At 51.5% G+C, this 14,051-nt stretch carries 14 protein-coding genes; 11 read left to right on the forward strand and 3 right to left on the reverse strand.

Annotated features, from left to right (window positions below):
- Positions 1 to 149: 149 nt before the first annotated feature.
- Positions 150 to 1,652 carry an alpha/beta hydrolase family protein gene (locus D3P08_RS21275; RefSeq protein WP_119602138.1) on the forward strand — a complete coding sequence of 501 codons (1,503 nt, stop codon included), beginning with the start codon at positions 150 to 152 and terminating at the stop codon, positions 1,650 to 1,652.
- Between the two features lie 68 nt (positions 1,653 to 1,720).
- On the opposite strand, the gene D3P08_RS21280 is transcribed toward D3P08_RS21275, so the two are convergent.
- Positions 1,721 to 2,179 carry a 2-thiouracil desulfurase family protein gene (locus D3P08_RS21280; RefSeq protein ID WP_119602139.1) on the reverse strand — a complete coding sequence of 153 codons (459 nt, stop codon included), beginning with the start codon at positions 2,177 to 2,179 and terminating at the stop codon, positions 1,721 to 1,723.
- A gap of 281 nt (positions 2,180 to 2,460) precedes the next feature.
- Between D3P08_RS21280 and D3P08_RS21285 the strand changes: the two genes are divergently transcribed.
- The gene (locus D3P08_RS21285) at positions 2,461 to 2,889 is read left to right on the forward strand and encodes an SRPBCC family protein (RefSeq protein WP_119602140.1); all 429 of its coding nucleotides are present in this window, start codon (positions 2,461 to 2,463) and stop codon (positions 2,887 to 2,889) included.
- Positions 2,890 to 2,941: 52 nt separating this feature from the next.
- Here the strand turns inward: D3P08_RS21285 and D3P08_RS21290 are convergent, their stop codons facing one another.
- The gene (locus D3P08_RS21290; RefSeq protein ID WP_119602141.1) at positions 2,942 to 3,826 is read right to left on the reverse strand and encodes an AraC family transcriptional regulator; all 885 of its coding nucleotides are present in this window, start codon (positions 3,824 to 3,826) and stop codon (positions 2,942 to 2,944) included.
- 119 nt (positions 3,827 to 3,945) lie between these two features.
- On the opposite strand from D3P08_RS21290, the gene D3P08_RS21295 reads away from it, so the two are divergent.
- A complete protein-coding gene (locus D3P08_RS21295) occupies positions 3,946 to 5,481 on the forward strand; it encodes a sulfatase family protein (RefSeq protein ID WP_119602142.1) in 1,536 nt (511 codons plus the stop codon).
- 74 nt (positions 5,482 to 5,555) lie between these two features.
- Here D3P08_RS21295 and D3P08_RS21300 read toward each other — a convergent pair whose 3' ends face one another.
- Positions 5,556 to 6,737, reverse strand: a complete 1,182-nt coding sequence (locus D3P08_RS21300) for an MFS transporter (RefSeq protein WP_119602143.1) — start codon at positions 6,735 to 6,737, stop codon at positions 5,556 to 5,558.
- A gap of 105 nt (positions 6,738 to 6,842) precedes the next feature.
- On the opposite strand from D3P08_RS21300, the gene D3P08_RS21305 reads away from it, so the two are divergent.
- The 8 genes from D3P08_RS21305 (at position 6,843) to D3P08_RS21335 (ending at position 14,046) form a co-directional block, all read left to right on the forward strand.
- Positions 6,843 to 7,811, forward strand: coding sequence for a helix-turn-helix transcriptional regulator (locus tag D3P08_RS21305; RefSeq protein ID WP_119602144.1), 969 nt, complete (start codon positions 6,843 to 6,845; stop codon positions 7,809 to 7,811).
- 34 nt (positions 7,812 to 7,845) lie between these two features.
- Entirely contained in the window at positions 7,846 to 8,388 is a 543-nt protein-coding gene (locus D3P08_RS21310) for a GNAT family N-acetyltransferase (RefSeq protein ID WP_119602145.1), read from the forward strand.
- A gap of 121 nt (positions 8,389 to 8,509) precedes the next feature.
- Positions 8,510 to 9,772: a hypothetical protein gene (locus D3P08_RS21315; RefSeq protein WP_119602146.1), complete on the forward strand. Its 1,263-nt coding sequence runs from the start codon at positions 8,510 to 8,512 to the stop codon at positions 9,770 to 9,772.
- Between the two features lie 225 nt (positions 9,773 to 9,997).
- Complete coding sequence (locus tag D3P08_RS21320; protein ID WP_119602147.1) at positions 9,998 to 10,693, forward strand: hypothetical protein; 696 nt, start codon at positions 9,998 to 10,000, stop codon at positions 10,691 to 10,693.
- Positions 10,674 to 10,850: a hypothetical protein gene (locus tag D3P08_RS27410; RefSeq protein WP_162848562.1), complete on the forward strand. Its 177-nt coding sequence runs from the start codon at positions 10,674 to 10,676 to the stop codon at positions 10,848 to 10,850. Before D3P08_RS21320 ends, D3P08_RS27410 begins: the two co-directional genes overlap by 20 nt.
- A 295-nt stretch (positions 10,851 to 11,145) precedes the next feature.
- Positions 11,146 to 11,922: an NUDIX hydrolase gene (locus D3P08_RS21325; RefSeq protein ID WP_119602221.1), complete on the forward strand. Its 777-nt coding sequence runs from the start codon at positions 11,146 to 11,148 to the stop codon at positions 11,920 to 11,922.
- 68 nt (positions 11,923 to 11,990) lie between these two features.
- Entirely contained in the window at positions 11,991 to 12,560 is a 570-nt protein-coding gene (locus D3P08_RS21330; protein ID WP_119602148.1) for a cysteine hydrolase family protein, read from the forward strand.
- A gap of 1 nt (position 12,561) precedes the next feature.
- Positions 12,562 to 14,046, forward strand: coding sequence for a nicotinate phosphoribosyltransferase (locus tag D3P08_RS21335; RefSeq protein ID WP_276311186.1), 1,485 nt, complete (start codon positions 12,562 to 12,564; stop codon positions 14,044 to 14,046).
- The last annotated feature ends 5 nt before the right edge of the window (positions 14,047 to 14,051 follow it).

The following is a 14,051-nucleotide window of genomic DNA, read 5'->3' on the forward strand; positions in this document are numbered from 1 at the left end:
ACTGGAGTAGTTGCCTCTTCATGATTATACGTTCAGTAATCGCCTTACAAAATTGTAAGACCGTGTAAGGGAAATCGATAGCTTAGGCCTGCCTGACAGGATAACATTGGAGCAAACAAAATAGAGATTTTTTTAAAGGAGGAATCAAGATGAGGGTGTTTGAACTGTTGCTTTTGTTGTCCAACATCGGCTTGTTTGCCTTAACCGTTCTATTGAAAAAAGGACGGCGTAAAATTCCAGTCTTCGTTGTAAGCGGGACCGCCACGCTTTTGCTGATCATTCATTGGACGGCGGAAGGATACAGAGTCCAGCTCTTATTCCTATATTGTATAACGATCATGTATTTGGCCATTTCGGGTTATCGCTATTTGAATAAAAGAAGCCCCCAAAAAATCCCCAGAATCGTGTCGGGCTCAATTTATGCCGCTATAGCGGTCTTGCTGGTCGTCACAGCGGGGCTCATGTATGCTTTTCCGGTGTTTAAACTACCTGAGCCGACAGGCAATTTTAAGGTAGGAACACAAACTTTTCATCTCGTGGATACAAATAGGGAAGAGATTTTTGGCGTTGCCGGACATAGTAAGAGAGAGTTGATGGTTCAGGTATGGTATCCAGCTCAAGCAGGCACCGGCCAATACGCTCCCTTTATTCCCAATCCCTCGATTTTACGTTATATGGCTGCCAACTATGGCCTTCCTGAGTTTACATTTCAACACCTGAAATATGTATCCAGTCATGCTTATGCGGATGCTGAAATCTCTCCGGCACAGACATCATACCCGCTGATCCTTGCGAATCCGGGCAACGGCTCTTCCAGGCTCCTTCACACGTCGCATGCCGAAAATCTCGCGAGTCATGGATATATCGTAGCCGTGATCGACCACACCTACAATACATTTGCAACCGAGTTTCCGGACGGTCGGATCACGACCAGCACAACTGACGATTTATTCTCTCCCGACCATGATTATCCGACGGAAAGAGGGAATCGCGACAAGTTAGGAAAAGTGTTAACCGACGATGTGGCGTTTGTGCTGGACCAATTCGAGCTCATCCAATCGGGGCAGATTCCAAGTCAACTGCAAGGGAGGATTGATCTCGGTCATGTCGGGGTGTTCGGTCATTCTATCGGTGGAGCGACGGCCTATGATGCTTCTTACGATCCGCGCATTGCGGTAGGAATAGACCTTGATGGAGGGCTCTATCGTCTGCGTGAAAAAGAGGGGCTGCAAAAGCCATTTTTGTTCATCAACTCGGAAAGCTATTTCGAACAATTAACAATGGTGATGGATAACCGGGTCTACACGGATGCAGAGCTTAACCGTATGGGCTCAACAAGAGAGTGGGAGGATCAAGTAACGGCGGATAAAAAAGTGGAGCTTGAGCGGATGCGCGAAACGGTCGAGGCAGGGGGACAAGTCCTTTATATCGATAATGCGGAGCATCTGAATTTTGCTGACGTACAGTTCATTTCCCCGACTTTTAAGCTGCTGGGTATTACAGGGAAGATAGTGCCAGAAAGAGCGAACTCCGTTATCAATGCCTATATGCTGGATTTCTTCGATATGTATCTCAAAAATAAAGGCGGAATCTTAATGAAAGGAGCGGATAGCCGCTTTCCGGAGGTGAAGCTCGTCACCTCGCAATTTTAAATAAAGGAGACCCTGTTTTATTAGGGGTCTCCCCATTCTTTCTAACGAAGTCTTCAACAGCGGCGTATTCAAAGGAGGTCATCAACAAATTGTTCTTCTGAAACGACTTTAAATCCATTTCTTTTGAGTAAGGATGAAGTAACTCCATTTCCCGCAACCTTATTGCCTTTAAACTCCCCATTATAAATCGTTGAACTTCCACAGGACGGACTATTCTCTTTTAGAACAACTAATGTTGCGTTAATATTTTTAGCGATTTCTAAAGCAGCATAGGCTCCCTTTAAATAAAGCTCGGTAACATCTTTTCCCGATTTCTCCACAACTTTGGCCACTCCATCCAGTACATCGTCCCCGTCTCCTCCAATTATTTCAGCAGGCTCCCTTGGGGTTGAAAATCCTCCAAGCAATTCAGGGCAGACCGCAACGGCTTTATTTTCCTCGATTAATTTAGCCACTCTATCATCTAAACGATGCGTACCGTTATATCGTACCTTTAATCCGGCCAAACAAGAACTGACTAAAATCATAACTCCCTCCAAATTATCCCTTTAATTTAGATTGACTAGACTATCATAAGTTTCATGCCACTCAAATAAAAGTGGTGTGCAAAAGTTTTTTTAATAGGTTGCTTAATGCTTTCGTTACTAATAGCTGTCGACAATCAGAACCAAGCAAGCTTGCTGTAGGGCAGTATGGAGCAAATCATTGCTAATGACTGCAACATAGCAATCCAAAAGAAACAAATGGATGCATCATGTACTAATATAATCATCAAACATAAATTTTTGCATTTAGAAGGGAGCAAGGCATGGTAAATATCGAGCACTTGCAAACCGTACGCGTTCCGGCGTCGAACGTGTATGAAGCTTTAACCACCGCTGATGGGCTGTCAGAAATATGGACCAATGAACTCATTATTCATAACCAGATTGGTCTGATTAATGAATTTAGATTCGGCAGCCATGACATAACGAAGATGAGAATAGAAGAATTAATCGCGAATAAAAAAGTCGTGTGGCAGTGTATAGATTCGGATCCAGAATGGATTGGAACGTATATTTCCTTTGATATTCAAGAGAAAAACGGGAAGTCTTTTATTACGCTGCGTCATACGGACTGGAGGGAAGTAACGCCCTTCTATCGCTCCTGTAACTACAACTGGGCTATTTTCCTTTATAGTCTCAAGTCCTACTGTGAAGATGGAGAGGGTCTCCCCTATCATAAACGTAAGTTTTAATCATTTAAGCCATATTGGCTCAACGAAACAGCAATAGTCTAGGACTTTGTTTTCACGTCCTTGGCTGTTGCTGTTTTAATTTGAACTGTTCCCGATATTGAGTGGGATTGATGGAGCAGAAGCGGGTGAAAGCCCGCGTAAAGGCGAACACATTGGAATAGCCGAGCGAATAAGCGATTTCGGTAACCGTTGCCGCTGTTTCGGCGAGCAGCTTTTTGGCTTTTGCGATCCGGACGTTCGTGATGCATTGCAAGGGCGTCATGCCGGTCTGCTGCGTAAAGGCAGTCGAAAAGTAATTGCGGTTAAGACCGGCCATTGCCGCCAGCTGCTCGACGGTTATGCCTTCCGCAGCGTGCAGCTCAATATGCTGGAGGCTTTGCTCCACCCATTGAAGGGAACGCGGCTGGGAGCTGCCGGATTTCTTGACGAGAGCGGAGAAAAAGCGCATGAGCGCGCCTTGCATTTCCAGGGATTGCTGCATGCCGCCGGCTGTGTATTCCCGCATCAGCACAAATAAGGAATCGGCGGCGTCTTGAAGGGCGGGGCTCCAGGCTTTTAATAAACAGGGCGCATCCGGTTCTATTCCCGCCTCTTGGAGCAGGGGGAGACAGCCGGGTCCGTCGAAAGCCAGCCATGAGAGCTGAAGCTCCATGCACGCCGATTCTCTATAGTAGGTATAGGTGCGGCCGGGGAACATGCAAAATAAGTCTCCCTTATTCGCCGCGAAAGCCTGATCGCCGCTAATAAAGTGGAGCGTGCCTTCTCTGATGATATGGATGCTGAAGCAGTCCATTCGTTTGGGACCCACGTGATAACCGGGCTTCGTCGTGCTTTGGCCGCCCCGTACTGCCCAAGCCTGTCCGCCGGTCTCCCACTCGCTTGGCGTATGATAGAGAAATTCAGCCCATTCATGCCCGTAGTCGTGTAGCGGCATCATTTCAGCTTCTTTCTAAGAGAGTGTCGGAACCTAACAAAATGATAAAGCAACCTGATATTAGAACATGGGATAATTGCCTTTCCGACAGTATACTATGGAGTAGAGGAGGGGGCAATCGCATGAAAAAACCTAACATTTTATTAATCACGAGCGATCAGCAGCATTGGAATACGATCGGCGCATTTAATCAAGAGGTGCATACCCCGAATTTAGATAGACTCGCGCGCGAGGGCACGACCTTTACTCGGGCTTATTGCCCGAATCCAACCTGTACACCAAGCCGGGCCTCGATCATTACCGGCATGTATCCGAGCCAGCATGGAGCTTGGACGCTCGGGACGAAGCTGCTGGAGGACCGCCATACGGTCGGAGAAGATTTTAAGAAGGCGGGCTACCAAACCTCGCTCATTGGCAAGGCGCATTTCCAGCCGCTGCGTTCGACGGAGCAATATCCGTCCTTAGAGGCGTATCCGGTGCTGCAGGATTTGGAGATGTGGAGCAAGTTCGAGGATTCGTTTTACGGATTTGATCATGTGGAATTGGCCCGCAACCATACGAATGAGGCGCATGTCGGGCAGCATTACGCCCTGTGGATGGAAGAGAAGGGCTGCGCGAACTGGAGAGACTATTTCCTCCCGCCTACCGGCACGATGGATCCGTCGATTACCTACAAATGGCCGATACCGGAGGAGTATCATTACAACACATGGATCGCGGACCGCACGAACGCGCAGCTCGAGAAGTTCAAGAATAGGGACGAAAGCTTCTTCTTATGGTCCAGCTTCTTCGACCCGCATCCCGAATATTTGGTTCCCGAGCCTTGGGATACGATGTACGATCCGGACAAACTGACGATACCGACGCTCGTCCCGGGCGAGCATGACCGGAATCCGCCGCACTTTGGCATGACGCAGCAGGAGAACCCCGATTTTTCGCATTTGCTCGAAAGCGGCTACGGCGTCCATGGCTATCGCTCCCACCTGTATTACGAATATGGAGATAAGGCGAAACTAACGGACTACGACAAGAAGAAGCTGGTTGCGGTCTATTATGGCATGATCAGCATGATGGATAAGTTTATCGGCAACATTTTAGACAAACTCGATGAGCTGGGGCTCGCGGAAAATACGATCGTTGTGTTTACAACCGACCACGGCCATTTCTTCGGGCAGCACGGCCTACAGGCGAAGGGCGGCTTCCATTACGAGGATCTGATTAAGCTGCCGTTCCTTGTTCGGTACCCGGGTCAAGTTCCCGCGGGCCATGTATCGTCGAGTATACAGTCCTTGGTTGATCTGGCGCCGACGTTTTTGTCCTTCTGCGATATACCGGTGCCGAGCGCAATGACCGGCGTGGATCAGAAGGAGGTTTGGTTAGGGAAGAAGTCCTCCGCCAGAGATCATGCGATCTGTGAATTCAGGCATGAGGCTACGACCATTCACCAGAAAACATACGTCGATGAACGATATAAAATCACCGTTTACTACAACCAGACGTACGGCGAGATTTTTGATCTGCAGGAAGATCCGAATGAGCTGCGTAATTTGTGGGACGATCCGCAGCATGCCTCCCTCAAGTCCGAACTGCTCCTCAAATATATTTGGGCGGAGCTGGGCAAGGAGTCGATGCCGATGCCGCGAATTTGGCATGCGTAGTAACGAGAGTGAGACGTTTAGCATGGAGAAACAGCCTCTTTGGCGGACTGCCGCCAAAGAGGCTGTCTTTTGCTTTAAGAAGCCGATACCGATTCCGTCCCCTCCTTGCGGGCCTTCCCCAGCACCCCTCCGAACAGAAATGTGACTAAAGACAGCGCCAGGCATACCGACGTGAAGATGCCAATCGTAGAATAGCCGCTGAATTGCACATAGATTACGCCAGCGACCCAGGCGCCGAGCGTGTTCGCGCCGTTCATCGTCGAGTTGGCCAAGCTGGAGATCGTCCCGCGAAGAGAAGCGTTCAGCGAGGTGAGCGCCTCCATGACGGTCGGGAACAGGACGCCAAGAATCGTGTAGATGACGAGGTAGCCTATCGTTATGACAGGCAGATTCGTGAGCTGCGGAATAATCGCATAAAGCGCGATGATCAGCAGCATTCCCGCAATGGCCGCATTCGCGCGGCCCAGTTTTTTAATAATGGATGAGCTGATGACACTTCCCAGCAGCGTGCCGAATCCAAGAAACATCATCACCAATCCGATCCGTCCAATCGGAAGCTGAAAGCTGTCTGCCATCCATTTGCCGACGAATGCAAATGCCGTTCCGCTGCCCAAATGAAGCAGCAGATAGGCCATTAATCCGCTTCTCGCTTTGCCGCTTTTCACGAGAGGAGCGTACCTTCCAAGAATGGATGTCCGCTCGCGCGAGGCCGGCTTCATATCGGGCAGCGCATAGAATGCGATAAGATTCAGCAGCAGCGAAGCGGCGCCAACGGCCCAGAATGGAACGGACCAATGGGCGGCCGCAAGCCAGCTGCCTATAGGCACGCCAAGCGCCTGAGCCGCGGCGAGCCCGGAGAAGGCGATGCCCATCGTTTTTGATATTTTCGCGGGGGGCATAACAGCGGGGATGGAGGCCCATACCTGCGGAGCGGTGAACGCCGCGCTGACGCCGGCTAGAAAGCGAAACAAGCACATGGACCAGAAGCTGTCGGCAAATCCGCATAGAATCGTAGATAGCGAAAATCCGAGCAGTCCGCACAGCAGAACCGTTCTTCGGTTCCAGCCGTCGGATAGAGGTCCGGCGATCAGCGCGAAAATGGCCGATCCCAGCGTATACGCGCCAAGCATCCAGCCGGCTGCATCGGTTGATACGCCGAACTCCGCCTGCAGCGTCGGGAGCAATGGCGAGATGAGAAACGTGTCGGTTCCAATCATGAACATGATGAGGAAAAATAGCGCGGTATAGCTGCGCATGGTCAATCACTCCTATTCGGTTACTGTTGCTTTCTGTTCCTATCGTAAAGCATAATAGTGACAGAACTTGTCATGAATTATTGGCGGAAATAAAGGAGATGTCGGATGCTCAAATCCAAAAGATTGATGGAACTGATGATGTTCGTCAACCGAAAGCGCAGATTTAAAGTCCAGGAGCTTGCCGATGAGTTTGGGGTATCCAAACGCACGATTTTAAGGGATTTGCAGGAGCTAAGCGAGCTGGGCGTGCCGCTTTATTCGGAAGTGGGCCCGCACGGCGGCTATCAGGTGATACGGGAGAGGGTGCTTCCGCCAATCGCGTTTACGGAAGAAGAAGCGGTGGCGATGTTTTTTGCGGTGCATGCGTTACGCCATTATTCCTCGCTGCCGTTCGAAGCGGAATCCGCTTCGGCGCTGAATAAGTTCTATCTTCATATGCCTGGGGACGTCCGGGACCGCATTGACAGCATGAAAGACCGGGTCGACTTCGTGACGCCGGCAAGGCGCGGCGATGCGCCTTATTTGGCCGTGCTGCTCGATGCGGCCGTCAGGCAGAAGGTGCTTGCCATCGCCTATGAGTCGAAGGAAGAGGGAAGGACCAGCCGCCGGATCCAGCCGGTATGCCTCTATGCGAATAACGGTCTGTGGTACTGCACGGCTTACTGCTTCCTGCGCGAAGGGTTTCGCGTGTTTCGGTGCGACAAGATAGGGGAGGCGGCGTTCGACGAATCCGGTACAGAGCCGCTCGACTTAAGAGACGTTAGCCTTTCGCGACGGGGAAATACGAAGCCGGACGATCCGGTTCGACTTCGCGCGGCGCTTACCCGTTCCGGAGTTCAGCGCTGCGAGGCGGAGCTATGGCTTGCTCCCATGCTGCAGGTGCTGGAAGACGGAAGCGGCGTGATCGACGCCGATGTGTCCCGGAGCGATCTATCCTTTTACACATCGTTTTTTATCGGGCTGGGAGACGAGGTCAGGCTGGAAGGGCCGGCAGAGCTGAAGGAATCGATTAGGAGGAGACTGTCCGAGCTGTTGGCCCGGTATGAAGGGGACAGTACGAATTCCCGTCAATAATTTCTCGTTACTATGAAATGGAAGGATGATGTGTATGTCAGAGCAGGCCGTATACGTCCGGTTCCCTGAAGAGGCGGACGCCGCGGAATTAACAGCTATGTATGAGCGCAATCGGGAGTTCTTTGAGCGGTTTTCGCCGGACATGCCGGAGGACTACTATACAGAGGAGCATCAGCTCCGGAAGATTATTAAGGGCAAGACCGATCGCGCGGAGGATCGGAGATATGCCTTTGTGGTATGTCAGAAGGCGGACGGCCGAATCGTTGGCGCCGTCGACTTATCCTTTGTGGCAAGAGGGCCGCTGCAGAGCTGTATGATCGGATACAGCCTGGATCAAGCGTATAACGGCAAGGGCTATATGACGGAAGCGGTGAAACAGGTAATCCGCTTCGCTTTCGATGAGTTGAAATTTCACCGGATTGTCGGTGAAGTCTCCCTTCGTAACCCGGGTTCTATTCGAGTGCTGGAGAAAGCTGGTTTTCATAAAGAAGGCATTTCCCGGAGCAACTTAAAAATCAAGGGAGTGTGGGAGGATCATCAGGTTTTGGCGATTATAAATCCTTCTGAGGAGGTATAGCCAGATGGCAGCGGGCTTAACGGCCTGCTGCCGTTTTCTTTTGGCCGCAATTTAACTGGATATCGCTGGCAGCTAATGGTTACCTTATAAATTGATACCAAGCAGCAGGAGAAGATAACCGATGCCTCATCAAAAATTTCAGTCCGATAACATAAGACCGCGCTATTCCAAGGGGCACATATCCGTATTTGGGATCAACTCGGTTTATCCCCGGACGCCTTGGGTTACCGCATGGTGGTCGGCCGCTTTTCCAGGCTTTGGGCATATGTTCATCGGCAAGTATTTGCATGGTTTTGTGTTGATCCTATGGGAGATTGTCGTTAACAGTCAGGCCCATCTCAACATGTCGATCGCCTTATCCTTTCAAGGCCGGTTCGAGGAGGCTAAGGCTGTGCTGAATGAGGATTGGGCGCTGCTGTACGTCGCGGTCTATCTATACAGCATCTGGGACAGTTACCGCTGCGCGGTGGAAAATAATAAAAATCATATTTTAGCCGAAATTGAAGACGCGCCTGTCGCGCCTTCGGACGTCAGCTTTTTCGATATTGTCACCCTTGATAAGAAGAAGCCTTGGGTGGGGCTGGCCTGGTCGTTTTTCACCCCCGGCTTAGGGCAATTATATAGCGGAAGTACGATTGTCGGCACCTTTGTTCTGGCCTGGTGGATCTTTGTATGCTATAAGGCGATGGCCATTCACGCGTGGCTCCATTCCTTTCTGGGGGATTTCGGCAGCTTGCCTGCAATCGTCGATTGGCAATGGTTTCTTTTTTTGCCCTCCATGTTCGCCTTCGCCATTTATCAAGCGTACACATCGGTGAATGAAAACAATATTTTATACGATATCGAGCAAATACGGTACCTTAGAGTGAGGGCGGAAAATTTGGGACAACTGGACGCGGCTGAAAGCAATACCGTGCATCTGATCGCTACGTTTGAGCATTCGACTTTTGTGGAGATGGTTATCCATGATATTGAGAAGCTTGGGGTACCGGCGCAAAATATTGTGGCATTGCCTATGGAAAATGTGGAGTCCCCAACCCAAATCCTAGACACGATTCATCGGGTGGACGGCAGAAGCGTACTGGATGGGGCCATGATGGGCGCAACGATTTTTTCGGTGCTTGGGGCGATTTACGGGTTCGTGCTGTACTGGGGGCCGGTCATTTGGGGGCTGATTGGCCTAGCGGGCGGTTTCCTCATTGGGCTCATCATCGAAATAGCGCTTAGTAAAAAGAAGCTAAAGCTTTTTGGGGGGCGCAAAAGCGAGGTCATAATAGAGGTGATCTGTCATGCTTCCCTGAAAGATCAGCTGGTAAAAGCAATAAAAACGCGGAAGGCTACCGGTTACGTGTTTCGGCCAGAGCGATTAAAAACAACGAGCTGACGGAATGGCTGATCCTAATAGATGAGCGCCGAGCCGAGCATGTTCAGGCATTTGCTTGAAGCATTTCGGCTTTTTTCTTTTGATTGGAGTTATTTAAGACTCGCTAAAGGTTCGTGCTTTAGGCTATAGATATCGAGGGGCTAAGCGGTTGCCTGACCGGGAAAGGGGGAGTGAAGCCGAATCCGTCTCTCGGTGCACCCCACATAACAAGGAGGACTTCCTAATATGAAAAAAAATAAAATGATCGCGGCAAGCGCGCTTGCATTAACCCTTACATTAGCCGGCGGAGCCGTTCTTACGGGACATGCCTTCGCCGCTGCAAGCCAGGCGGCAGCCGCCACAGATACATCCGGCCAAAGCGCAGGTAAAGAAATGGTGAAAGGCCGGGGCGGGGATCACGGTGTCCGGGTTAAGCTGGACGAAGCGGAAATCGCCAAGCTGCTCGGCGTGACGGAGGACGAGCTGAACACGGAAAGGAAAGCGGGGAAATCGCTGGCTGCAATCGCGGAGGCGAAGGGCATCGACGTCCAGTCCGTGATTGATCTTGCTGCCAAGCAGCTGACAGCAAATCTGAATGAGAAGCTGGAAAGCGGCAAAGTGACGCAGGAGCAATATGATGCCGATATTGCCGGCGTTGCAGATAAAGCGGCTGACTACGTCAACAACACATTCGCCGGCAAAGGCGGTAAAGGCGGCTTTGGCGGTCGGAGCGGCGCTAAAATCGACGAGACGGCGATCACGGAGCTGCTTGGCATGACAAGCGGCGAATACGATACAGCCGCGGGAGCCGGCAAGTCGATCGCGGCTATGGCTGAAGAAGGGCGTATCGCTGCAGTCGGTCACGGATCTTGTAACCGGTCAGCTGCGCGAGCAGCTGGACCGGCAGCTGGCCGACGGCAAGTTGACGCAGGAGCAGTATGACGCGAAAGCGGCGGAGCTTGCGGACAAAGCGAGCAAGCTCGTTAATACGGCGCGTACAGGAAAAGGCGGCCATCGCGGACATGGGCCGAAGGCTTCCGCGGACGCAGCCGACAGCGCAGGCGCAGCCGATTCAGCCGAAACAACGTCGGCCGTTTAACCCGAATTTATAGATGAGCAGGCCTCGCTGCAAAGCGGATAGGCCAGGCGAAGCCAGACCAGCATGCCGACAGGTATGCTGGTTTTTTCGTAAGATTAACGGAGACGTTTCAACAAAGACGAAAACGAAGAAGAAGAAGAAGAAGAAGAAGAAGAAGAAGAAGAAGAAGAAGAAGAAGAAGAAGAAGGCAGGCCCATTTTCAGAAAAATGGAAACGACAGGTTGACATCCTCGCTCATTCTGCATATAATACAATTAACAAAATGATAATTGTTAATAGAAAGAGAGGGGCGCGCTTGTCTAATCAAGAAGCACTGGAGCAATACGACGTCAAGAAATACCGCACGCCGGATGGTTATACTTCAGATATCGCAGTCTTCACCATACTGCCGGTTAAAGCTGAAGCGTTCAAACCGCCGGTCATGGACCTTAAGATTATGCTGATCCAGCGCAGCGCACGGAACAGCGAAGGCAAGCCCAACATTGAAGCGGGGAAATGGGCGCTGCCCGGCGGGTTTGTCGATCCGAACGAGACAGCCTTCGAGTGCGCGAAGCGGGAGCTTCAGGAGGAGACGGGGGTAGAGGACATCCATCTCGAACATTTCGGCGTTTACGACAAGCCGGGACGTGACCCGCGCGGATGGATGATCACGAACGCTCACTTTGCGATCGTGCCGGAGCGCAAGCTGTCGAAGCGTCAAGCGAACGACGATGCGGCCGATGTTCAGCTCTTTTCAGTGAACGAGGTTCTGAATATGGAGCTTGCTTTTGACCATGCTGAAATTATCGCCGATGCCATTCACGTCATCCGCCGCAAGCTGCTGGAAACGACGGTCGCAAGAGAGTTCCTTCCCGAAGAGTTCACGTACTCGGAGCTTCAGGCTGTGCTCCTCACGGTAACGGACGATTCGGCCATCGCGCTGGAAGCCGCATTTGCAAGGAAGATTAAGTCTCTGCCTTTCATTCAGGAAGTGGAAGGAAAGAAAACAACCAGAACCTCTAAAAGGCCGACGCAGCTGTACCGATTCGTTGATGTGGATCTGAACAAATCGATTTACCACACGAAAATGTAAAAGGGTTATTCCACGCTATTACAATTAACATTTTCACAATCGTTAATACCTTGAGGGAGGCGTTCAAGATGGAAAAGAAAAAAGCGCTGATCAATATCGATTACACGAAGGATTTTGTCGCGGCGGACGGGGCTTTGACTTGCGGCGCGCCAGGGCAGGCGATTGAGGAACGTATCGCGGCGATTACGGAAGCGTTCATCCGCAGTCAACATTATGTTGTATTCGCGATCGATATACACAAAGAGAACGACCCCTATCACCCGGAGACGAAGCTGTTCCCGCCGCACAATATTGAAGGAACGGATGGCCGCAAGCTGTTCGGCAAGCTGGAGGATGTCTATCAGCGCCATCAAGATGACGAGAATGTCTATTGGATGGATAAAACGAGATACAGCGCGTTTGCCGGAACGGACCTGGAGCAGCAGCTTCGCGCAAGAGGAATAAGCGAGCTTCACCTCGTCGGAGTGTGCACCGATATTTGCGTTCTTCACACCGCAGTGGACGCTTACAATAAGGGCTTTGACATCGTGGTCCATGAAGATGCGGTGGCAAGCTTTGACGCGGAAGGCCACGTCTGGGCGCTCCGTCATTTCAAGGGATCGCTTGGCGCAGCGGTTATAAGGAAAGAAGGGGAATAAATTGAACAAGTTCGAGCTTCCGGCGTTGAACCATACGGATGACAGCCTTGCGCTGCATACGGACAAATATCAAATCAATATGACGCAGGCTTATTGGCAGGACGGCATGCAGAACCGCCAAGCGGTGTTCGAGGTCTACTTCCGCAAGCTTCCGTTCCACAACGGCTTTGCCGTCTTCGCGGGCTTGGAGCGCGTCATTCGGTATCTTCATGAATTCCGCTTTACGGAGAGCGACATCGACTATCTTCGGGAGGACGGCTATAGCGAGGAGTTTCTCGCCTATCTTCGGACGCTCCGGTTTACGGGAACGCTTCGTTCGATGAAGGAAGGCGAGCTTGTATTCGCGAACGAACCGATCATGCGGATCGAAGCGCCGCTTGCCGAAGCCCAGCTGGTTGAGACGGCGATCTTAAACATCGTGAACTACCAGACGCTGATTGCAACGAAGGCCGCCCGCATCAAGCATGTCGTCGGCGAAGAACCCTGCATGGAGTTCGGCACCCGCCGGGCGCAAGAGCTGGACGCCGCGATTTGGGGAACAAGAGCCGCTTACCTTGCAGGCTTCGGCGCAACGTCGAACGTCAGAGCGGGGAAGCTGTTCGGTATTCCGGTATCGGGGACACATGCTCATGCCATGGTGCAGGCTTACCGGGATGAGTACAAGGCCTTCGCCCAATACGCGGAAACCCACAAGGATTGCGTATTCCTAGTCGATACGTACGACACGCTGAAATCGGGCGTTCCTACCGCCATTCAAGTGGCGAAGGAGTTCGGTGACCGTATCCGCTTCAGAGGCATTCGGCTGGATAGCGGCGATTTGGCTTATTTGTCGAAGGAAGCCCGCCGGATGCTCGATGCGGCCGGCTTTACGGAGACCAAAATCTACGCTTCGAATGACCTCGATGAGCAAACGATCATTAACCTGAAAGCGCAAGGCGCGCAAATCGATGTGTGGGGCATCGGAACAAAGCTCATTACCGCCTATGACCAGCCCGCGCTAGGGGCTGTCTACAAGCTCATATCGATTGAGGACGAGAACGGGACGATGGCGGATACGATCAAAATCAGTTCGAATCCGGAAAAAATTTCGACGCCGGGGCGCAAGCGGGTATTCCGAATCGTGAATAAGGCGAGCGGGAAGTCGGAGGGCGATTACATCGCGCTGGAGCACGAAGAGCCGCAGAACGAGGATCATCTGCACATGTTCCATCCCGTCCACACCTATATTGCCAAGTTCGTTTCGAGCTTCGAGGCTAGAGAGCTGCATCACACGATTTTTGAAGACGGAAGCCTGGTCTACCCGATACCCGCTCTGCAGGAGATCCGCGAGTTTGTGCAGGCCAATCTTCAAGTGTTATGGGAAGAATACAAGCGTACGCTCAATCCGGCCGAATACCCGGTGAACCTCAGTAAAGCATGCTGGGATAACAAAATGCGTCTCATCGAGGAAGTGCGGCAAAAGGTGCAGCAGACGATGAAGGCGTAGGAGGG

It is taken from the genome of Paenibacillus nanensis, assembly GCF_003583765.1.
GTDB lineage: Bacteria > Bacillota > Bacilli > Paenibacillales > Paenibacillaceae > Pristimantibacillus > Pristimantibacillus nanensis.

Excerpts from the sequence above, each read along its gene's own strand:
- D3P08_RS21305 (WP_119602144.1), top strand. The coding sequence starts at position 6,843 with ATGCTCAAATCCAAAAGATTGATGGAACTGATGATGTTCGTCAACCGA.
- D3P08_RS21310 (WP_119602145.1), top strand. The coding sequence starts at position 7,846 with ATGTCAGAGCAGGCCGTATACGTCCGGTTCCCTGAAGAGGCGGACGCC.
- D3P08_RS21300 (WP_119602143.1), bottom strand. The coding sequence starts at position 6,737 with ATGCGCAGCTATACCGCGCTATTTTTCCTCATCATGTTCATGATTGGA.
- D3P08_RS21290 (WP_119602141.1), bottom strand. The coding sequence starts at position 3,826 with ATGATGCCGCTACACGACTACGGGCATGAATGGGCTGAATTTCTCTAT.
- D3P08_RS21285 (WP_119602140.1), top strand. The coding sequence starts at position 2,461 with ATGGTAAATATCGAGCACTTGCAAACCGTACGCGTTCCGGCGTCGAAC.
- D3P08_RS21280 (WP_119602139.1), bottom strand. The coding sequence starts at position 2,179 with ATGATTTTAGTCAGTTCTTGTTTGGCCGGATTAAAGGTACGATATAAC.
- D3P08_RS21320 (WP_119602147.1), top strand. The coding sequence starts at position 9,998 with ATGAAAAAAAATAAAATGATCGCGGCAAGCGCGCTTGCATTAACCCTT.
- D3P08_RS21315 (WP_119602146.1), top strand. The coding sequence starts at position 8,510 with ATGCCTCATCAAAAATTTCAGTCCGATAACATAAGACCGCGCTATTCC.
- D3P08_RS21275 (WP_119602138.1), top strand. The coding sequence starts at position 150 with ATGAGGGTGTTTGAACTGTTGCTTTTGTTGTCCAACATCGGCTTGTTT.
- D3P08_RS21330 (WP_119602148.1), top strand. The coding sequence starts at position 11,991 with ATGGAAAAGAAAAAAGCGCTGATCAATATCGATTACACGAAGGATTTT.
- D3P08_RS21295 (WP_119602142.1), top strand. The coding sequence starts at position 3,946 with ATGAAAAAACCTAACATTTTATTAATCACGAGCGATCAGCAGCATTGG.